Source organism: Paramagnetospirillum marisnigri (assembly GCF_001650715.1).
In the GTDB taxonomy this organism is placed as follows: Bacteria; Pseudomonadota; Alphaproteobacteria; order Rhodospirillales; family Magnetospirillaceae; genus Phaeospirillum; species Phaeospirillum marisnigri.
In genome coordinates this window covers 147983-168256 of record NZ_LWQT01000010.1, presented here as the reverse complement: position 1 = coordinate 168256, position 20274 = coordinate 147983, and the positions used below count along the sequence as shown (strand labels likewise).

The following is a 20274-nucleotide window of genomic DNA, read 5'->3' as shown; positions in this document are numbered from 1 at the left end:
GGAGGCGGGTTCTACCCCGCCAAAACAACCCCGTCAACACTTGTTTTTACCCGAAGGTAAACCCCGTCGACCGGGCCGTCCCACCACCCAAAACCCAGGGGGTTCGTTGCAGCGGGAGGCGGGTTGTAGTCCCATCCGACGATGCCGTCAACACCTAAATATGAAGGATCGATGACGGCGCCCCTGCGGTCGGGACGAAATTCAACCTTACTCCCGCACCCGGTACGACGCAACTGGCTTGTTGCCCGCTGCGGCCCTTGCAACCGACCGTCCGGGCAACCTTATAGAAGAGCAGGACTTGATTGGATCGGGTGGATTGCCAGGCATGTTCGGATTGACCCACGCCCCCGATTTCGACCTCCCCGGCCTAGCCTGGCTCAACACCGATGCCGCCATATCCCTTTCCGATCTGCGCGGGCGTCTGGTGATCCTGGATTTCTGGACGTTCTGCTGCGTCAACTGCCTTCATACCCTGCCGACATTGCGCCTGATCGAGGAGGAATTCGGCGACGAGGTGGCGGTGATCGGCATCCACAGTCCTAAATTCGACCACGAACGCGGGCTTGGCGCCCTGGCCGACGCCATCCGGCGCCACGACATCCGACATCCCGTGATCCACGATCCCGGCTCGTTGCTGTGGGACCAGTACTGCATCCGCGCCTGGCCCTCGCTGGTGCTGATCTCCCCCGATGGCATGGTGATCGGCCAGATGGCGGGCGAGCCCGATCCCGAGATGATGCTGAACGGCGTCGCCAGCATGTTGCAGCAGTTCCGTCATGAGGGCCAGTTGTGCCCGACCCCGCTGCCCCGCTGCCAGCCCATGCCCCAGACCGAGGGAGGAGCGCTGCGTTTTCCCGGCAAGATCAAGCCCTGCCCTGGCGAGGCTGGCGCCAGACAGTGGGCCATCGCCGATGGCGGAAATCATCAGGTGGTGCTGGTGGACGACCAGGGGCGGGAACTGCAGCGATGGGGCAGCGGCACGGCCGGTTTCAGCGACGGCACGGCTTCCGCCAGTTTCAATTCCCCCCAGGGACTGGCATGCGACAGCTTCGCCATCTATGTGGCGGATACCGGCAATCACACCATCCGCCGCATCGACCGCCAGACCTCGCGGGTGACCACCCTGGCGGGCAGCGGACGGCGCGGCGGCGCCCTGTGGCCGGGCGCCAATCCGCCGGGAACCGGGTTGGCCTCGCCCTGGGATGTGGAAGTGGTCCATGGTTCGCTCTATATCGCCAATGCCGGCAGTCATCAGATTCTCCGTCTTGACCTCGCCGACGAGTCACTGCATCTGGTCGCGGGAAGCGGCGGCGAGAATCTGCTGGATGGCATGGCCGAGGATGCCCTGCTGGCCCAACCCAGCGGCCTGGCCCTGGCCCCCGACGGACGCAGCCTCTATCTGGCCGATGCCGAAAGCTCCGCCATCCGCCGCATCGCCCTGGACGGCGATGCCGAGGTCACCACCATCGCCGGGCGCGGCCTGTTCGACTTCGGCAGCGATGATGGCCCGCTGGCCGAGGCCAGCTTCCAGCACCCCCTGGGGCTGGCCCTGGCCGGTGACATTCTCGCGGTAGCGGACAGCTATAATGGCGCGGTGCGGCTGGTCGACCTGGAGCATGGGCAGGTGCGCAGCCTCAGCCCCATTTGCACCGATGCCGCATGCCGCCCCTGGTCGGAACCGGCCGGCATCGCCGCCGATGGCCCCGACCGGCTGCTGCTGAGCGACACCAACAATCACCGCATCGTGGAGATCGATCTGGCGACTGGACGGAGCCGGACCTGGATGGAATAGACTATGGGGCAACCGCCCGATTGTCAGCAGGGGGCGCCTCGGCCTACTGTTGACCGAGCTGTTGGGGAGCGAAACATGGCGGCAAAGTCACGCACGGAAATCATCGACGATATCGAGGACTGCATCGGCCGCAATGGCGGCAATTTCGGGGAATGGTATGTGGGCTTCACCGGCAGCCCGAAAACCAAGCTGTTCGGCCTGCACAAGCTGAAGGAAAAAGGCGACGCCTGGATTTCGCGGCTCGCCAAGGATGAGTTCGAGGCCCACGAGGTGGCCGAATTCTTCCGCACCACTCGCAAGACCAAGGGCCCCGGCGGTCAGCCCGGCGACAACGACCTCTATGTCTATGCCTATAAGATGAAGTCACACACCAAGCCGTAATACCAAACTGCGATGAGTTGGACTCATTGCGGTTTGGCTAGGCCCAAGGGGCCGCGCGCCACATGGCGCGGGAGGCAAGGGCCACGGAGGTGGCCCACCCGCCGCTTGAGGGCGCGTTGATCGGTTTCGATCAACGCCGTTTGGAATAACCGAACCCCTTGCCCTCCCCTCCCCCGGCGGGTCTATGCTGCGGGTCCTTTCAAGACCGGGAGGCCCCATGGATTCGCGAGCCCGCAACCGCACCACCGCCGAGCGCGACGTGGATTCGGTGCTGCACCCCTACACCAACCTGATCCGCCACCAGGAGGTGGGGCCGCTGGTCATCACCCATGGCAAGGGCGTGAAGGTGTTCGACGAGGCGGGCCGCGACTATTTCGAGGGACTGGCGGGGCTGTGGTGCACCTCGCTGGGCTGGGGCGAGGAGCGGCTGGTGGAAGCGGCGGCGGCGCAGATGCGCAAGCTGCCCTTCTACCACCTGTTCAGCCACAAGACCCACGACCCGGCGGTGGAGCTGTGCGAGCGGCTGCTGGCCATGGCCCCCGTCCCCATGTCCAAGGTGTTCCTGGCCGGGTCGGGCTCGGAAGCCAACGACACCGCCCTGAAGCTGATCCGCTATCGCGCCCATGCCCTCGGCCAGCCGAACAAGATCAAGGTCATCGCCCGCGACAAGGCCTATCACGGCGTCACCGTCGCCACGGCGGCGCTGACCGGCCTGCCCAACAACCACCGCTCGTTCGGATTGCCGGTGGACGAGGTGATCCGCGCCGCCTGCCCGCACCATTACCGCTTCGCCCGGCCCGACGAAAGCGAGGAGGCGTACTCCAGCCGTCTGGCTACCGAGTTGGAGGCGCAAATTTTGAAGGAAGGCCCCGACACCGTCGCCGCCTTCTTCGCCGAACCGGTGATGGGCGCCGGTGGCGTCATCGTGCCGCCCGCCGGCTATTTCCCCAAGATCCAGGCGGTGCTGGACAAATACGACGTGTTGCTGGTGGCCGACGAGGTCATCTGCGGCTTCGGCCGCACCGGCAAGATGTTCGGCACCGAAACCTTCGGCATCCGGCCTGACATGATGACCCTGGCCAAGGGCTTGTCCTCGGGCTACGCCCCCATCTCGGCGCTGATGGTCAACCAGCGGGTCTACGGCCCGGTCGCCGAGGAATCGGGGCGCATCGGCGTGTTCGGCCACGGCTATACCTATGGCGGCCATCCGGTGTCGGCCGCCGTGGCGGTGGAGACCCTGAAGATTTATGCCGAGCGCGACATCCTGGCCCAGGTGAACGCGGTGGCGCCGGTACTGCAGGACGGACTCGCCGCCTTCCGTGGTCACCCCCTGGTGGGCGAAACCCGCGGCGTCGGGCTAATCGGCGCGGTGGAACTGGTGGCCGACAAGGCGAGCAAGGCGCCGTTCGATGCCGCCCTGGGAATCGGCGCCAGGGTGGTGGCCAAGGCCCAGGCCCATGGCGTGATTCTGCGGGCCATGGGCGATACTGTCGCCTTCGCGCCCCCCTTGATCATCTCGGCAGAGGAAATCCGAGACCTGCTGCGGCGTTTCGGCCAGGCCCTTGACGAAGCTCATGGCGAGATCACTCGCGCATAACTATGTGATACTTCAGTCGAAAGCCCAGGCGCATTACATCTTGTACACTTGCGCCCGAGCTTTTCGATCCTCTAGGATCGCCAAGGCTCGCGCCGGTTCAACGGCGCGTCGGGAGGAGCGTCGATGGATTACGAGCATTACTTCGCCAAGCGGATTTCCGAGCTGAAGAGCGAGGGCCGCTATCGCGTCTTCGCCGATCTGGAACGGCAGCGCGGGCGCTTCCCGGTCGCGCTGAACTACCGCGACGGCAAGACCTATGAAGTGGTGGTCTGGTGCTCCAACGACTATCTCGGCATGGGCCAGCATCCCGACGTGATCAAGGCCGCCCAGGAGGCGCTGGACCGCTGCGGCGCCGGAGCCGGCGGCACCCGCAACATCTCGGGCACCAATCACTATCATGTGATGCTGGAAGAGGAACTGGCCGCCTTCAACGGCAAGGAAGCCGCCTTGCTGTTCACCTCGGGCTATGTGGCCAACCAGACCACCCTGTCGACCCTGGGCGCCACCATTCCCGGCTGCGTCGTCTTTTCCGACGAGCTCAACCACAATTCCATGATCGAGGGCATCCGCCACGGCCGCTCGGCCAAGCATGTCTTCCGCCACAACGACCCCGAGAACCTGGACCAGTTGCTGTCGGCCTACCCCAAGGAGACCCCCAAGCTGGTGGCCTTCGAGTCGGTCTATTCCATGGACGGCGATATCGCGCCCCTGGCCGAGCTGTGCGACGTGGCCGAGGCCCACAACGCCATGACCTATCTGGACGAGGTCCATGCCGTGGGTATGTACGGCGCCGAAGGATCGGGCGTGGCCGAGCGTGATGGCGTGCGCGACCGCATCACCATCATCCAGGGCACCCTGGCCAAGGCCATCGGCGTGGTCGGCGGCTATATCGCCGCCTCGGCCTCCTGCGTCGATTTCGTCCGCAGCTTCGGCCCCGGCTTCATCTTCTCCAGCTCCATGCCGCCCGCCACCGCCGCCGCCGCCCTAGCCTCGGTCCGCTTCCTCCGCGCCCATCCCGAACTGCGCGACAAGCACCAGGAACGTGCCGCCATGGCCAAGCGTCGCCTGCTGGAACGCGGCATCCCGGTGATGCCGTCGGTCAGTCATATCGTGCCGGTGATGGTGGGCAATGCCGCCCTGTGCAAGCAGGCCAGCGACATGCTGCTGACCGAGCACGGCATCTATGTGCAGCCCATCAACTATCCCACCGTGCCGGTGGGGACCGAGCGACTGCGCATCACCCCCACGCCGCTGCATGACGATGCCATGATGGATCATCTGGTGGAGTCGTTCTGCGCCGTGTGGGAGCAGTTGGACCTGCAGAAGGTCCATCATCCCCGGGCGGTAAAGGCGGCGGAGTAATCCGCCGCTCCCTCAGGCGGCGACGAAGCGCGATCTTGGCGCCGGAACCACCATGGCCGGACGGGGAATGTCCTTCATCAGGCCGGGGCCGTTGACCATTTCCAGGCCGCCCTGCACCAGCCCGCCCACCACCTTGCGGCGACGCGCGCTCCAGAGATAGCAGCCGATGCCGTCCTTGGCGGTGGCCTCGTGCATGCGCTCCATGCTTTCGAGCAGGTGCTCGTCGTCCATCTTCTCCTCGGGCCGCAGTTCGGACAGGTCGAGCCCCACCATGGAAACACCGATCTCGGCCGCCAGGGAGCTGCGCTTGGCCGAGATGCGGGTGCGCACCAGCACCTCGCGGCACAGCTTGCGCAAATAGGACACCACCGCCTCCAGTTCCGGCGTGGTAGTTCCATCGGGAATGCCGAATATCTCCACCACCAGCCGCTGGTTGCGGATGTCCTGGGTCAGGTCGGAGAAGGGAACGATGACGCTGCCCCGTTGATCCGAGGCCAGCGACGACCAGCTGACGGGTACGATGGCCGAGGCCTGGTTGGCGGCCTCGTTGCCGGAACGCGCCGCCGCCAGGATGTCGCGCACCGCCGCCGAAACCACGAAGCGATCCAGAACCAGCGCGGTCTTCTCGTCACCCGGTGGGTAGGCGCGCACGCCCTCGATGGGCTCGTCGCCCTCGCGGTCCAAACGGCAGATGCGGGCGCCATAGGCGGAGATGGCCTCGCCCGACGCCACCCAGGTGGGCCGCCAGGTCAGGGAAAGCTTGGCACCCGGCGGCAAGGCTCCCACCATGTCGGGATCGAAGGCCGGCGCCTTCTTGGTGCCGCTGGCCTCCATGACCTCCCAGGCCATCTCTTCCTTGCGGGCCTGTTCGGATCGACCCAGGCTGGTCCATTTGTTGTCGCTGTCCGCCACGGTCTGTGGCCCCTGGGTCCGTCGGCTGGTCACCGCCGCCTGAACCCGGCTGGGAATCAGGCTGCCGTCGGCATCCACCGCCTCGGCGGCCGACAGTTCGGCCGACAGCGCCAGGGACTTGCCCCCGGCTGCCATATGCTCGCCGAAGAGATGGCGGCCCAGATCCTCGACCATGGCCCGCGTGCATTGACGGGCGGTATCGGGGGACCGGTTAGGGAAGGCGACGATCCAGGCATCCTCGCCATCACGGCAGAACGGGGTTTCGCGCCCGCCATGGCGACGGATCACCTGTTCGACGATCATGGCGACCTTGTCGCCGAGGCGAAGCCATTTATCGCCCACCGATTCCCGGTATTCCGCCAGGGAGATGATATGGAGGCATCCCTTGAACTCGGGATCATTGAGGAAACGGTCGCGCAGGGAATCGGCGGCGGCTTCCGCATTGCCGCCGCGAGGCTTTGAAGGCTCGTCGCTTTTCGCTGCCGTGCCTGGGCCGGTCTGCCGGTCATCCTCCCAGATCGTCCGGAGGGACTGCGCCAGACGAAGCCAAATGCTCGCCGGACCTGCACTCATAACGCCCTCCGCCCGCATTTCGTCCCGATAGGTATAATATTAGTCCGTTTCATGGCGGACGCAAGGACTAGGGGCACATCAACGTAATTGTTGTCTTCAACACCCCCAGCATAATAACCACATTTTTAATATCATTACTCAGGCGCATGCCTGGGTCTCGTCAGCCGCAAGCAAGACGACTGATGAGACGCTCCCTCCTAGGGGGGTTGCAAATCACTTTCACGGTCAACATATGGGATTCAGCTTATGACATCCGCCATAGACCAGCGGGTCGGTGGCGCTCTCCTATCCATAAGGAGCGTCCCATGCTTGACCGGTTCACCGTCGCCCAGAAACTGATGATCGCCTTCGGCCTTATCCTCGCCGTGGTCATCGGTCTGTCGCTGTTCGCCGTCAACCGCTTGGCAGCGGTAAAGAGCGTCGCCACGGAAATGGAAGTGAACTGGCTGCCCAGTGTCGATGTCTCGCGGGAGTTGGACGCGTTGCTGGCCAAGCAGCGAGCAACGGTCTTCCGCCATTTGCTCACCACTGACGCCAAGGAAATGGTGGCGGTGGAAGGCATTCTTGAATCTCAGTATGGACAATTCGTGTCCGCCAAGGAGCGCTATGCCAAGCTGATTTCCTCGCCGGAGGAACAGGCTAATTTTGATTCCTGGACCAAGGTCATGACGGATTACCAGGCAATGACCACCCGCGCCCTGGATCTGTCGCGAAAGAACGAGAACGACAAGGCCCGTGATCTGATCCTGTCCAGCATGCAGCTCTACACCGATGCCCAGAAGCATGCGACCAAGGCCATCGACATCAATATCCTGGGCGCGCAGCAGGCTTCAAAGTCCGGGGATGACATGTATCTGACCACCCGCGCCATGCTGTTCGTCACCGTGGCGGGTGTCATAGCTTTGGTCATCGCTTTCGGCATGATGCTGCGCAAGAGCATCGCCGAGCCCATCATCGCCATGACCAGCGCCATGCGAAATCTGGCGGAAAAGGACGTCTCGGTGACCATCCCGGCGGTGGGGCGGGTCGACGAGGTCGGGCGCATGGCCACCGCCATGCAGACCTTCAAGGACAATATGGTCCGCTCCGAGCAGTTGGAAGCGGAGCAGCGGGCCGCCCAGGAACGCAACATGGCTCGTGGCCGAACCATCGAGAGCCTGACCCAGAATTTCGACAAGGCCGTTTCCAATGTCCTGGCCGAGGTTTCCAAGGCCTCGGGCGACATGGAGCACGCCGCCCAGGGCCTGAGCGCCACCGCCCAGCAGACCAGCCGCCAGGTGGTGATGGTGGCCGCCGCTTCCGAGGAAGCCTCGGCCAGCGTGCAGACCGTTGCCTCGGCCGCCGAGGAGCTGGCGGCCTCCATCCACGAGATCGGCCGACAGGTCACCCAGTCCTCCCATGCGGCCCGCACCGCATCGGAAGAGGCGGTGCGGACCAACCAGACCGTGACCGGACTGGCGGAAAGCTCGGCCCGCATCGGCGCCGTCATCAGCCTGATCAACGACATCGCGTCGCAGACCAACCTGCTGGCGCTCAACGCCACCATCGAGGCGGCCAGGGCGGGCGACGCGGGCAAGGGCTTCGCCGTGGTGGCGGGCGAGGTCAAGAATCTCGCCAACCAGACCGCCAAGGCCACCGACGAGATCGGCCTGCAGATCGCCGCCGTGCAGGATGCCACCCGTCTGGCCGTGGATGCCATCGGCGGCATCGTGCGGCGCATCGAGGAAATCAACCAGATCTCCGCCGCCATCGCCTCGGCGGTGGAGGAGCAAAGCGCCGCCACGGCTGAAATTGCCCGCAATGTTCAGCAGGCGGCCTCCGGCACCCAGGAGGTGTCTTCCACCATCGGCGATGTCACCAAGGCGGCGGAGGAAACCGGCGCAGCGGCGGGAAGCGTGCTGACCTCGGTGCGATCGGTCAACCAGCAGGCCGATGGATTGAAGAACGTGGTCGCCACGTTCCTGGACGGCGTCAAGGCGGCGTGATGCCGCCTTGCGTCACAGCCCGTGATACGACTTGAACCAGTCGATGAAGGCGGGCACGCCGACGGAAATGGGGGTGGTGGGCGCAAAGCCCACATCGCGCTGGATGGCGGTGATGTCGGCCGCCGTCTCCTTGACGTCGCCGGGCTGCATGGGCTCGAACTGATAGATCGCCTTCCTGCCCAGCGAGGTTTCCACCAGGCCGATGAAGTCCATCAGCCGCTCGGAGCGGTTATTGCCGATATTGTAGAGGTGATAGGGCGGCGAGACCCCATCATCGGCAGGCGGGTTGTCCAGCACCCCCACCACCCCGGAAACGATGTCGTCGATATAGGTGAAGTCGCGGCGCATATCGCCGTTGTTGAACACCTTGATGGGCTCGCCCGCCATGATGGCCTGGGCGAACAGATAGGCCGCCATGTCGGGCCGCCCCCAGGGGCCGTAGACGGTGAAGAACCGCAACCCGGTGGTCGGCACCCGGAACAGATGGCTGTAGGAATGGCTCATCAGCTCGCCCGCCCGCTTGGTGGCGGCGTAGAGCGAGATGGGAGTGTCGACCCGGTCGTCCACCGAGAACGGCAACTTGGTATTGGCGCCATAGACCGAGGATGAACTGGCATAGACGAAATGGCGGCAGCGGCCCGAGCGCCGCGCCAGTTCCAGCATCACCAGATGGCCTTCGATATTGGAATGGGTGTAGTCGTGCGGCGCGGTTAGGGAATGGCGCACCCCGGCCTGGGCCGCCAGATGGACATAGGAGTCCACCTCGGGATTGGCGTCGGCGATCACCGTCATGGCGGCACGGTCGGCGATGTCGGCGCGGTTGAAGGTGAAATTGGGATGGGCGGCCAGCCGAGAGAGCCGCAATTCCTTCAGGCTGACATCGTAATAGGGAGTCAGGTTGTCGACGCCCACCACCGTCTCGCCACGCTCCAGCAGGCGCTGGCAGGTATGATAGCCGATAAATCCGGCGGCGCCGGTGACGAGGACGGACATGCTTCAAGGCCCCTGATTCCCAACCGCCTCCATATAGCTTGAACGCCGAGGGAAATCATCCCCCGTCTTTCACTCACGAAACCGTAACATCCTTGCCCCGTCACCGCGCTTCGCGTGCGTTCATTGCTATTTTGGGCCACCATCTTCACAGCCGCCGCCCAGGGGCCACCTGTAAAGCAGAGAGGGGAGAGGAGATGGCCACCATGACCTTCACCCGCACCGTGACCCTTGACGACAAATACGTCCAGGACCAGGGGCGCGTCTATCTGTCGGGCATCCAGTCCCTGGTGCGGCTGCCCATGATCCAGCGCCTGCGCGACAAGGCCGCCGGGTTGAATACCGGCGGCTTCGTCTCGGGCTATCGCGGCTCGCCGCTGGGCGGGTTGGACAAGGAGCTGTGGCGGGCGGAAAAGTTCCTGGCCGCCCATGACATCCGTTTCCAGCCCGGCCTCAACGAGGACCTAGCCGCCACTGCCGTCTGGGGCACCCAGCAGATCGGCCTGTTCCCCCAACCGTCCAAGGATGGCGTCTTCGCCCTGTGGTACGGCAAGGGCCCGGGACTGGACCGCAGTGTCGACGTATTCAAGCACGGCAATTCCGCCGGGACCGCGCCCCATGGCGGCGTTCTGGTGCTGGCGGGTGACGACCACGGCGCCAAGTCCTCGACCCTGGCGCATCAGAGCGAGCACGTCTTCATGGCGGCGCAGATGCCGGTGCTCAATCCGGCTGGCGTGCAGGAGCTGATGGATTTCGGCTTGTTCGGCTGGGCGCTGTCGCGCTTTTCCGGCCTGTGGGTGGGGATGAAGGCCATTTCCGAGACGGTGGAAAGCTCGGCCTCGGTGCTGGTGGACCCCTGGCGTCAGCAGTTCGACAGTCCCGTCGATTTCGAGATGCCGCCAGGCGGGTTGTCCATCCGCTGGCCGCACAAGTTCCTGGAGCAGGAAATGCTGCTGATGCGCCACCGCATTCCGGCGGCGCTGGCCTTTGCCCGGACCAACCGCATCGACCGGCTGGTGATCAACTCGCCGCAGCCGCGCTTCGGCATCGTCACCGTGGGCAAGTCCCATCTGGAAGTGTTGCAGGCCCTGGCCGATCTCGGCATCGACGAGGCCCATGCCGCCGAGATCGGCATCCGCCTCTACAAGGTGGGCATGAGCTGGCCGCTGGAGCAGACCGGCATCCGCGCCTTCGCCGAGGGCCTCGACGAGATTCTGGTGGTGGAGGAAAAACGTTCCGTCGTCGAGGAACAACTGAAGGCCCAGCTCTATAACTGGCGGGAAGACGTGCGCCCCCGCGTGGTGGGGGAGTTCGACGAGGCCGGGGCCTGGACCCTGCCCGCCGCCGGAGAACTGACTCCGGCCCAGATCGCCCGGGTCATCGCCGCGCGCATCGGCCGCTTCTACACCTCGCTTCGGGTCAAGGAGCGCCTGGACTGGCTCGACGCCAAGGAACGCCAACTGGCCGCCGTGCCCCAGGGCTTTTCCCGCATTCCCTATTTCTGCGCCGGGTGTCCCCACAACACCTCGACCCATGTCCCGGAAGGCAGCCAGGCCATGGCGGGAATCGGCTGCCATTTCATGGCCACCTGGATGGACCGCGAGACCCTGACCTATACCCATATGGGTGGCGAGGGCGCCACCTGGATCGGCCAGGCCCCCTTCACCACCCGCGCCCATATGTTCCAGAATCTGGGCGACGGCACCTATACCCATTCCGGCTCGCTTGCCATCCGCGCCGCCCTGGCCGCCAAGGTCAACATCACCTACAAGATCCTGTTCAACGACGCCGTCGCCATGACCGGCGGCCAGCCCGCCGAGGGCGCCCTGTCAGTGCCCATGATCGCCGCCCAGGTGCGTGCCGAGGGGGTCGGGCGCATCGCCGTGGTCAGCGACGATCCCGGCAAGTATCCCGCCGATGCCGGTTTCCCGGCCGCGGTCAGCTTCCATCATCGCGACGACCTGGACGCGGTGCAGCGGGAGTTGCGCGAGGTCAAGGGCGTCAGCGTTCTGATCTATGACCAGACCTGCGCCGCCGAGAAGCGCCGTCGCCGCAAGCGCGGCCTGATGCCCGATCCGGCCGAGCGGGTGGTGATCAACGAGAAGGTGTGCGAGGGCTGCGGCGATTGCGGTGTGCAAAGCAATTGCGTCGCCGTGGTGCCGGTGGAAACCGAATGGGGCCGCAAGCGCGCCATCGACCAGTCGTCGTGCAACAAGGATTTCAGTTGCGTCAAGGGCTTCTGCCCCAGCTTCGTCAGTGTTCGGGGCGGCGCCATCCGCCGCAATGCCGAGGCCGACGAGCCCGACACCGCCCCCCTGCCCGAACCCGTGCTGCCCGCCGCCGACAAGCCGTTCGGCATCGTGGTCACCGGCATCGGCGGCACCGGCGTGGTGACGGTGGCCGAGGTCCTGGGCATGGCCGCCCATCTGGAGGGCAAGGGCGTGACCTCGCTGGACCAGACCGGCCTGGCCCAGAAGAACGGCGCCGTCATGAGCCATGTGCGCATCTGCGACGACCCCGACAAATTGCACGCGGTGCGTATCGCCGCCGGACAGGCGCGGCTGTTGCTGGCCTGCGACATGGTGGTGGCGGCCGGGTTCGAAACCCTGAGCAAGCTCAAGCCCGGCCAGTCCATGGCGGTGGTCAACGACCACCAGTCCATGCCGGCCACCTTCACCCATGCGCCCGACCTGGACTTTCCCGGCAGGGGCATGCACGACACCATCCGCGAGCAGGTGGGCGGCGATGTCGACTTCCTGGATGCCTCCCGGCTGGCCACCACCCTGCTGGGCGATGCCCTGGCCACCAACATGTTCCTGGTGGGGTATGCCTGGCAGAAGGGCGGCATTCCCCTCACCGAGGCCGCCATCCTGCGCGCCATCGACCTCAACGGCGCCAAGGTGGAGTTCAACCGGCGCGCCTTCCGCTGGGGACGCCGCGCCGCCGTCGATCTGGCCGAGATCGAGAGATTGGCGGCCCCGCCGGTGGACCGCTCCGACCATCGCCGCCTGTCGGAAAGCCTGGACGAGTTGATCCGCCGCCGGGTCGAGCACCTGACCGCCTACCAGGACGTCACCCTGGCCGAGCGCTATTACAAGCGCATCAGCCGGGTGCGCAAGGCCGAACGCCGGGCGGCCCCGGCCTCCGAGTCCCTGACCGAGGCGGCCGCCCGTTCCCTGGCCAAGCTCATGAGCTACAAGGACGAATACGAGGTGGCCCGCCTCTATTCCGATGGCTCTTTCCTCGCCTCGCTGAAGGAGCAGTTCGATTCGTGGGAACGGCTGGAACTGCATCTGGCGCCGCCGTTGCTGGGCGGGGGCAAGCGCCGTTTCGGCCCCTGGGTGCTGCAGCTGATGCCGTTACTGGCCCGCCTGAAAGGGCTGCGCGGCACCCCGTTCGACCTTTTCGGCTATACCGCCGAACGCCGCCAGGAACGGGCCCTGATCGGGGAATTCACTCAAATTCTCGACGAACTGGCCCAGGGACTGACCCCGGACAATCACCGGCTGGCGGTGGACATCGCCTCGCTACCCCGCCAGATTCGGGGATTCGGCCCCGTCAAGGCCAAGGCGGCGGCCGAGTATCACGCCCGATTGGCGCAACTGATGACCGCCTTTCGCTCGACTGAAGTCAAATCCGCCGATTGAGCTTGATTAACGCCCCCGGTCGCGTTTGACTTCGGGAATGATGGAGATCGAGGACGGGATCATCGAGGCGGGCGATGGGGACGGAGAGGTCGATTCCGTCACCGTGGTCATTGACGGCCTGCTGGAGGAAGCGGAACTGGCACGTCGCGTCGGCGACTTTACCGGTGCCGTAGCCGCCTTCGAACGCATCGTCGAGGTGGACCCCGACCATACAGAGGCCCGCCTCGCCATCGCCCAGATCCACCTGCAAAGCGGTCGACCGCAACAGGCGCTGCACTGGTGCAACCAGATCCTGTCCCTGGATTCCGGCCATATGGGCGCCCGGGTGGAAATGGCCGAGGCCATGCGCCTGCTGGGCCGCAACGACGACGCCCACGCCATTCACGAACTGCTGGTGCATGAGCGGCCCACCGCCCCCATGACCTGGTGCGGCCTCGCCCGGCTGCTGGCCGACGAGGGCCATCTGGCGGCGGCGGAAACCTGTCTGCGGCGCGCCCTGGCCCTGGCGCCCAGCCATCTGCCATCGCTGACCGCCCTGGCCCGTCATCTGGCCAAATGCGTCCGCCACGACGAAGCCGTCGACCTGTTCCACGACGCCATCGCGCTGGACCCCGACGATCCCGCCCACCACGCGGGCATGGCGCTGTCGCTGATGGCCCTGGGCCGCATGGAAGAGGCCTCCTTGCGCATCGACCGCGCCTTGGCCCTGGACGACGAAAACCTGGAAGCCCGCCTGGCCCGCGCCGACCTGCTGGTCATGACCGGACGATTGGCCGAGTCCTGGCGCGACGCCGAATGGCGCTGGCTGCGCCCCGGATCGGGGCGACCCGCCATCCACGGGCTCGCTTGGGATGGAGCGCCCTTGAATGGCGCCAGCCTGCTGCTGTTCGCCGAGAACAGCCTGTCCGACACCCTGCGCATGCTGAGATACGTGCCGCTGGCGGCCCGGCCCAATGCCCGACTGATCTTGGTGGTTCAGCCTGGGCTGATGCCCTTGGTCACCGGAATGGAGGGAGTGACCCGGGTGGAACGCAGCGACCGGCCGCTGCCGCTGGACGTGGAGGCCGACTTCGTCGCTTCGCTGATGGACCTGCCGCGGCTGCTGGATTTCGACCTGGAGCACATGCCCGAGGCACCGTGGCTGGAGCCGCCGCCGCGCCGCCGCCGCCCCATCCTGGCGCCGCCCGATACCGCCTTGAAGGTGGGCATCGCCTGGGCAGGGCGCGATCAGGCCGCCGCCATTCCCTTCCCGCTGTTCCTGCCCCTGGCGGAAATCCCCGGCGTCGTGCTGTTCGCGCTGGAGGTCAGCGCCGATGCCGACGCCGCCGCCAATCTTGCCGACCCCTCGCTGGTCACCGATCTCGGCCCCACCATCGCCGATTACGCCGATCTGGCCGGACGTATCGCCGAGTTGGATGTCATCGTCGCCGCCGACTGCCCCACCGCCCATCTGGCGGGCGCCATGGGCAAGCCGGTCCTGGTGCTGATCCCCGCCGACGGCCATCCCCGCTGGATGCGCGACACCGAGCGCTCTCCCTGGTATCCCACGGCCCAGTTGCTGCGGCGCGGCCAGGGAGAGGACTGGGAACCGGTACTGCATGCCGCCCGACTGCATCTGGCGCGGCTGGCCGATGACAGCGCCACCGCCCAGGCGCGGCTGCGCTTCCGGGCCATGGGACCAGCCCCCGCCCACCGCGCCCTGCTTGACGCCCATCTGCGACCCGGCGACCTGCTGGTGGACTGCCAGGCCGATGATGGCGACCTGATTCCCGAGCGCGACGATATCGAGGTCTTGGCCATCGACCCCAGCCCCTCCCGGGCCGCCGCCCTGCGCGAGCATTTCCGCGACCGTCCCACCATCGAGGTGATCGAGGCGGCCCTGGGACGCGATGGCGAAGAGGTCCTGGCCAGCGCCCATGTCCGTTCCGGGCGGCGGGTCTTCAGCCTTCCCCCCGGCATTCCCGGCCACATCGCCACCACCAGCCTGGACCGGCTGTTGGCCGAGCGTCCCGGCTTCGCCGCCCGCCGGCTGGTGGTGCGCGTCGGCCAGACCGGTTGGGAGGAATCCGTCCTGGCAGGAATCTCCAGCCGCCCGGCCGACGTGATCCTGTTCGAGCATCGCCCCGGATCCTCCGCCGCCGAGCGGGCGGCCGAGATGGGTTTCAGCCTGTGGAGCTTCCCCACCGAGGTGGCCTTTGGCCCGCTGGCCCCTTTCGACCAGCGCCCGGGTACCGTGCTGGCCCTGGCACCCGGCCTGGAACCGGTCGAGCATTATGGTCCCGCCACCCTGCCGCCCTCCCCCGCCGAAATCGGCAAATGGCATGCCGAGGCCGAACGGCTGGTGGAGGACGGGGTTTCGTTGCAGGGCATGCGGGATTTGGGCGGAGCGGCGGAATGCTACGCCAAAGCCCTGATCAAGGACCCCTTCGCCCCGGGTGCCAACGCCAATAAGGGCGTGCTGATGCATATGGCGGGGCGGCGAGACGCCGCCATCGCATGTTATCGCCGCGCCCTCACCCGGGTAGTTACCGCCGGAGTCACCGCCAATCTGGGCAATGCGCTTCGCGAGTTGCATCGCTATGACGAGGCCGAGGTCGCCATCGAGCGCGCCCTGGACATGGACCCCGATGACCCGGATTTCATCTACGACCTTGCCATGCTGCGACGCGACCAGGGCCGCCTGGACGAGGCCGCCCGCCTGCTGCGTCGCATCCTCGACCGCCGACGCGGCGCCGAATGGTCCCTGGCCCAGGTGCTGATGGCGGCGGGGGAAACCGCGGATGGGCTGGCGCTGTTCCGCGCCCGCCCCTCGGCACCGCCGCCCGATCCCCAGGTCCCGCCCTGGCAGGGCGAGGATCTGATGGCCGACAACATCATGGTGTATCAGGACTGCGATCTGGCCGATGCCATCTTGTTGTCCCGCTTCATCCCGCAAATCGCCGCCCGGGGCGGACTGGTCACCGTCTTCTGCGTCCCCGAACTGGAGCCGCTGCTCCATGACGTCACCGGGGTCGAGCATGTCACCATCGGCGACGAACCCCTGCCGGTCTGCGAATACCGCGTCGCCATGAGCCAGTTGCCCCGCCTGCTGCATGGCGCCACCACCCTGCGCGCCCAGCGCGGCGGCTATCTGAGCGTGCCCGACCATCTGCGGCCGCGCCGCCTGCCCAAGGACGAACGCCTGCGCGTCGGTCTGAGTTGGGGCGGGCGCCCGCTCGATCGCGCCTGCCCGCTGGGGGAGATGATCGGTCTGGCCGCCGATCCGGAACTGGCTCTGACCGCCCTGGTGGACACGGAGGCGGAGCGTTCCCTGAGTGCCATTGGCGCCCATACCCTGGTGGAGGTCCTGGCGCCGCCGCCCGCCGACATGGCCGAGGCCGCCGCCGTCATTGCCGGGCTGGATGTGGTGGTGGGCGGCGATACCCCCGAACTGCATCTCGCCGCCGCCATGGGCAAGCCCGCCTGGGTCCTGCTGCCCGACGCCTTCACCTGGCGTTGGCCGCGCGGCCGCGACGACAGCCCCTGGTATCCCACCGCCCGGCTGTTCCGCCAGTCCCCGGACGGATCGTGGCGCCACGCCGTCAGCCGCGTGGCGGCCGGCCTCAAGATCCTGACGGCCAAGAAACGGGGTTGATCCCGCCTTGACGCACGGATGCGGCACCGCCATCTGATACCGGTCGGCGAATGAAATAACCTGTCATCCCGACAACCATCGGGAGGAGGGATCCCATCCTGATCCGATCGCTCAGAATCGGCACGACCACACCAAGTGGAGATCCCTCGCTCCGCTCGGGATGACAGCCGAACTTCGGCGCAAGGGAGATGGATATGCCTGCATGGCTGACGGGAATTCTGATCGGCCTGCTGCTCTCGGCACCGCTGGCCGCTGGGGAACGGCCCCTGTTCGATGCCCATATCCATTACAGCCATGACGCCTGGGACTCCACCCCCACCGCCGAAGCGGTGGCGCGGCTGCGCCAGGCGGGCATTGTCGCCGCCCTGGTGTCCAGTTCCAGTGACGAAGGCACCCAGCGCCTTTTCGCCGCCGCCCCCGATCTGATCCGCCCGGCGCTGCGGCCTTATCAGCGGCGGGGACAGTTGACCTCGTGGCTGCGCGATCCCGCCATCCTCGCCCATGTGGAGGATCGGCTGCGGACCCATCGCTATGTCGCCCTGGGGGAATTCCACGTCTCCGGCGCCGATGCCGACCTGCCGATTGTGCGACGCATGGTGGAATTGGCCCGCCAGTATGGATTGGTGCTGCATGCCCATTCCGACGCCGATGCGGTGGAACGGTTGTTCCGCCAGGACCCGAAGGCCCGCATCCTATGGGCCCATGCCGGGTTCGAGAAGCCGGAGACGGTCCGCGCCCTGATGCGGCGCCAGCCCAATCTTTGGGCCGACCTGTCCTTCCGCTATGACGTGGCGCGGGGCGGCGATATCGCCCCGGAATGGAAGAGTCTGCTGCTGGAATTTCCCGACCGCTTCATGGTCGGAACCGACACCTATACCCCGGAACGCTGGAGAGAGGTGGGCGAGCACGCCGCCTGGGCGCGGGACTGGCTCGACAAGCTGCCGCCCGAGGCGGCGGCACGAATCGCGCGGGACAACGCCGAGGCGCTGTTCCCGCCGATCGGGCGGTAGGCGACCCTACCAGAACATGTGCGGCGTGCGGTGCCCCAGGACGAAAGTGGCTTCCTCGACATCGCCATCGGCGCGGATGATCTTGCCCTTGCCGTGCTTGCGCCCTTCCAGCATGCCGCCGATATACTGCTCGTAGGCCTTGCCGCGAATGGACCACACCACCTTGCCCTGCCCCACGGCCAGGCCGTTGTAGCAGGCGCCGGTCCAGCTCACGGTCTCGCCGGGTTCGGGGAAATCATTCCAGACCTTGCAGTTGGACGCCGTATCGACGGCCCAACCGCCCGCCAGCGCGACGGAGGGAAACGCCAGGACGGCGCCGAACAACACCAGGGCTTTCAGGTTTCTCATGGGTCTCACCGGTTCAGGTTGCTTGGCCGGGAGTTTAACCAAGCCGAAGGCCGTGGGAAACCGATTTCAACCGACGGCGAGACTCTTGTCCTTGCGCCGCGTCACCTGAACCTGACCGTCCATCCCTTTGACATAGGTGGTCTTGCCCAAGGCCAGATTGTCGAGAATGGTCACCAGGGCGCGGGGCAGGGCCATGAACTCCTTCGAGCCGCGCGCCGAGGCGCCGTAAGTGGCGATGGCGGCACGAATCTGCTCACGGGTCTGGGGCTTGCCGTCGGGGCCGATCATGGCGCTCTCCTGCCGGTGAAGGACATCCGCCCATATTGCATGGGCGGGATCACTTCTCCAACTGGTGATACACCGCCTGGGCCAGGGGCAGCAGGCGGTCACGCGGCATGTCGGCCACCAGGGCATAGCCGAAGGGCCCATCCATCCAGGTGAAGGCCTCGACCCCGTTCTGGTTGGCGAAACGGAAGGCAGTGGTCTCGCCCCCGCCGGACCGGCGCAGATACAGGGTCAGGCGCTGGCCGCTGGCGCTTTCATACATGAACTGGGCGGCGGCGCTGGACTCCGAGGCGGGCAGCAGCCGCCCGCCCATCAAGGTAAATCCGCCCGACGACAGGTCGGGGACCTTCAACGGCGCTCCCAGCCGCTTGGACAACCAGCCCACCAGATGGGCCTTGTCTGACACCGCCACCTCGACCGGATGGCGCACCTCCGCCGCGAAGACCACATGGGCGGACACGGCTTCGGCGGCCATGGCGGTGGCGAGCGGACGCCCGTCCCCCTGGCCGTCGCCGCGCAACCACCATCCCCCCGCCCCCCCCGCCAGGACCAGGGCCAGGGCGGCGGCCAACCGCAGAACACCTGCCAGGGGCGCCCGGCGGCCAGACTTGACGGCGGCAAGGCTCAGGCGCGGCGGAACCGGCTCGTCCAGCACCGGATCGAACAGGCGATGCAGGCCCTCCTTCTGATCGGACCAGCGGCGAAGCCGCTCGGCCTCCTGCGGTTCGGCTTCCAGCCATGCCTCGACCTCGATGGTCCGAGCCGGATCGAGCTCGCCATCGAGATAGGCATGGAGGTCGTCGTCACTCAGCCGCGTCATTTCACTCTCCTGATCGCCGGTTCGGCGCCGTGCATCAACCGGGCGAGACGATCGCGTCCGCGCTTCAGGCGCGACATCACCGTTCCCACCGGCACGCCGGTCACCTCGGCCACCTCGGCGTAACTCATCCCTTCCAAACCCACCAGCAGCACCGCCTCACGCTGTTCCGGCGCCAGTTGCGCCAGCGCCGAGGCAAGGTCACGCATCACCAGACGCTCCATCTGCCCCGGGGCCACCACCGCCTGATCCAGTCCGTCGTCGGAGGCGTCCATGTCCGGCCGCGCCCGGTGACGGGCCAGGTCATTGAGCCAGACATTGCGCATGATGGTGAAGAGCCAGGCCTTCAGATTGCTGCCGCGCCGCCACAGGGCAAGACGCGACAGCGCCCGTTCGAGGCAATCCTGCACCAGATCGTCGGCCCGGGCGACATTGCCGGTCAGCGCCCTGGCATAACGCCGCAGGCCTGGGATCTGTGCCTCGATCTGGCTCTCCACCGAACTCATGATCGATCAGGGCTTGGCGGCGTGCCAGATATCCTTGAAGCCCTCGCCGGTGGTGTCGCCGGGCTTGGCGTCCTTGACCCACAGATACAGCGGCTTGCCCTTATAGGCCCACTGCATGGCGCCATCGGGCCGCTTGATCACGGAATAGTCACCCTCGGCCATGGCACCGGCACCGGCCATGTAGGGCGGCCAGTTCTGGGCGCAGGCGTCGACACAGCTGGAGGTGCCGGGGGCGTCCTTGTCGAAGGTGTACAGGGTCATGCCCTTGGCATCGGTCAGCACCGGCCCCAGGGAGCTTTGACCGGTCATGGCCGGGGCGGCGACGGCGGCGGTGGCAGCCAGGGCGGCGGCGGCGAGAACGGCGAGGAAGCGAATGGTCATGGGTCCCTCCATCAATGGCTCGGATCGGCCATATGGATGAAACAGGGCACCCCC

15 protein-coding genes are annotated in these 20274 nt (G+C 66.5%); 8 read left to right on the top strand and 7 right to left on the bottom strand.

Annotated elements, in window-relative coordinates:
- Window positions 1-325 precede the first annotated feature (325 nt).
- From A6A04_RS00705 to hemA, 4 genes are all read left to right on the top strand, one after another.
- Complete coding sequence (locus A6A04_RS00705) at window positions 326-1792, top strand: redoxin domain-containing protein (RefSeq protein ID WP_068489331.1); 1467 nt, start codon at window positions 326-328, stop codon at window positions 1790-1792.
- A 75-nt stretch (window positions 1793-1867) separates the two neighbouring features.
- Window positions 1868-2173 (top strand): hypothetical protein, encoded by a 306-nt coding sequence (locus A6A04_RS00700; protein WP_068489330.1) that lies wholly within the window; start codon window positions 1868-1870, stop codon window positions 2171-2173.
- 217 nt (window positions 2174-2390) lie between these two features.
- A complete protein-coding gene (locus A6A04_RS00695; RefSeq protein ID WP_068489329.1) occupies window positions 2391-3770 on the top strand; it encodes an aspartate aminotransferase family protein in 1380 nt (459 codons plus the stop codon).
- Window positions 3771-3893: 123 nt separating this feature from the next.
- Window positions 3894-5132 (top strand): 5-aminolevulinate synthase, encoded by a 1239-nt coding sequence (gene hemA, locus A6A04_RS00690; protein ID WP_068489328.1) that lies wholly within the window; start codon window positions 3894-3896, stop codon window positions 5130-5132.
- Between the two features lie 12 nt (window positions 5133-5144).
- On the opposite strand, the gene A6A04_RS00685 is transcribed toward hemA, so the two are convergent.
- Window positions 5145-6617: a hypothetical protein gene (locus A6A04_RS00685; RefSeq protein ID WP_068489327.1), complete on the bottom strand. Its 1473-nt coding sequence runs from the start codon at window positions 6615-6617 to the stop codon at window positions 5145-5147.
- A gap of 305 nt (window positions 6618-6922) precedes the next feature.
- Here A6A04_RS00685 and A6A04_RS00680 point away from each other — a divergent pair, with 305 nt between their 5' ends.
- Window positions 6923-8602 carry a methyl-accepting chemotaxis protein gene (locus A6A04_RS00680; RefSeq protein ID WP_068489326.1) on the top strand — a complete coding sequence of 560 codons (1680 nt, stop codon included), beginning with the start codon at window positions 6923-6925 and terminating at the stop codon, window positions 8600-8602.
- Between the two features lie 12 nt (window positions 8603-8614).
- On the opposite strand, the gene A6A04_RS00675 is transcribed toward A6A04_RS00680, so the two are convergent.
- Entirely contained in the window at window positions 8615-9595 is a 981-nt protein-coding gene (locus A6A04_RS00675; RefSeq protein WP_068489325.1) for an NAD-dependent epimerase/dehydratase family protein, read from the bottom strand.
- Between the two features lie 203 nt (window positions 9596-9798).
- On the opposite strand from A6A04_RS00675, the gene A6A04_RS00670 reads away from it, so the two are divergent.
- The 3 genes from A6A04_RS00670 to A6A04_RS00660 all read left to right on the top strand — a co-directional run bounded on the left by A6A04_RS00670 (window position 9799) and on the right by A6A04_RS00660 (window position 17883).
- Window positions 9799-13239: an indolepyruvate ferredoxin oxidoreductase family protein gene (locus A6A04_RS00670; RefSeq protein ID WP_068489344.1), complete on the top strand. Its 3441-nt coding sequence runs from the start codon at window positions 9799-9801 to the stop codon at window positions 13237-13239.
- A 37-nt stretch (window positions 13240-13276) separates the two neighbouring features.
- A complete protein-coding gene (locus tag A6A04_RS00665; RefSeq protein WP_068489324.1) occupies window positions 13277-16873 on the top strand; it encodes a tetratricopeptide repeat protein in 3597 nt (1198 codons plus the stop codon).
- A 194-nt stretch (window positions 16874-17067) separates the two neighbouring features.
- Complete coding sequence (locus A6A04_RS00660) at window positions 17068-17883, top strand: amidohydrolase family protein (RefSeq protein WP_068489343.1); 816 nt, start codon at window positions 17068-17070, stop codon at window positions 17881-17883.
- Between the two features lie 6 nt (window positions 17884-17889).
- On the opposite strand, the gene A6A04_RS00655 is transcribed toward A6A04_RS00660, so the two are convergent.
- The 5 genes from A6A04_RS00655 to A6A04_RS00635 form a co-directional block, all read right to left on the bottom strand.
- Entirely contained in the window at window positions 17890-18231 is a 342-nt protein-coding gene (locus A6A04_RS00655) for an MORN repeat-containing protein (RefSeq protein ID WP_068489323.1), read from the bottom strand.
- Window positions 18232-18297: 66 nt separating this feature from the next.
- On the bottom strand, window positions 18298-18519 hold the full coding sequence (locus A6A04_RS00650; protein ID WP_068489322.1) for a hypothetical protein: 222 nt from the start codon (window positions 18517-18519) through the stop codon (window positions 18298-18300).
- 49 nt (window positions 18520-18568) lie between these two features.
- Window positions 18569-19336 carry an anti-sigma factor family protein gene (locus tag A6A04_RS00645; RefSeq protein ID WP_068489321.1) on the bottom strand — a complete coding sequence of 256 codons (768 nt, stop codon included), beginning with the start codon at window positions 19334-19336 and terminating at the stop codon, window positions 18569-18571.
- The gene (locus tag A6A04_RS00640; protein ID WP_068489320.1) at window positions 19333-19839 is read right to left on the bottom strand and encodes a sigma-70 family RNA polymerase sigma factor; all 507 of its coding nucleotides are present in this window, start codon (window positions 19837-19839) and stop codon (window positions 19333-19335) included. Before A6A04_RS00640 ends, A6A04_RS00645 begins: the two co-directional genes overlap by 4 nt.
- A gap of 6 nt (window positions 19840-19845) precedes the next feature.
- Window positions 19846-20220: a COG4315 family predicted lipoprotein gene (locus tag A6A04_RS00635; protein WP_068489319.1), complete on the bottom strand. Its 375-nt coding sequence runs from the start codon at window positions 20218-20220 to the stop codon at window positions 19846-19848.
- Window positions 20221-20274: the final 54 nt, after the last annotated feature.

What these genes read in the sequence shown, in the direction of transcription:
- A6A04_RS00705 (WP_068489331.1), top strand. Translation starts at nt 326, where the DNA reads ATGTTCGGATTGACCCACGCCCCCGATTTCGACCTCCCCGGCCTAGCC.
- A6A04_RS00700 (WP_068489330.1), top strand. Translation starts at nt 1,868, where the DNA reads ATGGCGGCAAAGTCACGCACGGAAATCATCGACGATATCGAGGACTGC.
- A6A04_RS00695 (WP_068489329.1), top strand. Translation starts at nt 2,391, where the DNA reads ATGGATTCGCGAGCCCGCAACCGCACCACCGCCGAGCGCGACGTGGAT.
- hemA (WP_068489328.1), top strand. Translation starts at nt 3,894, where the DNA reads ATGGATTACGAGCATTACTTCGCCAAGCGGATTTCCGAGCTGAAGAGC.
- A6A04_RS00685 (WP_068489327.1), bottom strand. Translation starts at nt 6,617, where the DNA reads ATGAGTGCAGGTCCGGCGAGCATTTGGCTTCGTCTGGCGCAGTCCCTC.
- A6A04_RS00680 (WP_068489326.1), top strand. Translation starts at nt 6,923, where the DNA reads ATGCTTGACCGGTTCACCGTCGCCCAGAAACTGATGATCGCCTTCGGC.
- A6A04_RS00675 (WP_068489325.1), bottom strand. Translation starts at nt 9,595, where the DNA reads ATGTCCGTCCTCGTCACCGGCGCCGCCGGATTTATCGGCTATCATACC.
- A6A04_RS00670 (WP_068489344.1), top strand. Translation starts at nt 9,799, where the DNA reads ATGACCTTCACCCGCACCGTGACCCTTGACGACAAATACGTCCAGGAC.
- A6A04_RS00665 (WP_068489324.1), top strand. Translation starts at nt 13,277, where the DNA reads ATGATGGAGATCGAGGACGGGATCATCGAGGCGGGCGATGGGGACGGA.
- A6A04_RS00660 (WP_068489343.1), top strand. Translation starts at nt 17,068, where the DNA reads ATGCCTGCATGGCTGACGGGAATTCTGATCGGCCTGCTGCTCTCGGCA.
- A6A04_RS00655 (WP_068489323.1), bottom strand. Translation starts at nt 18,231, where the DNA reads ATGAGAAACCTGAAAGCCCTGGTGTTGTTCGGCGCCGTCCTGGCGTTT.
- A6A04_RS00650 (WP_068489322.1), bottom strand. Translation starts at nt 18,519, where the DNA reads ATGATCGGCCCCGACGGCAAGCCCCAGACCCGTGAGCAGATTCGTGCC.
- A6A04_RS00645 (WP_068489321.1), bottom strand. Translation starts at nt 19,336, where the DNA reads ATGACGCGGCTGAGTGACGACGACCTCCATGCCTATCTCGATGGCGAG.
- A6A04_RS00640 (WP_068489320.1), bottom strand. Translation starts at nt 19,839, where the DNA reads ATGAGTTCGGTGGAGAGCCAGATCGAGGCACAGATCCCAGGCCTGCGG.
- A6A04_RS00635 (WP_068489319.1), bottom strand. Translation starts at nt 20,220, where the DNA reads ATGACCATTCGCTTCCTCGCCGTTCTCGCCGCCGCCGCCCTGGCTGCC.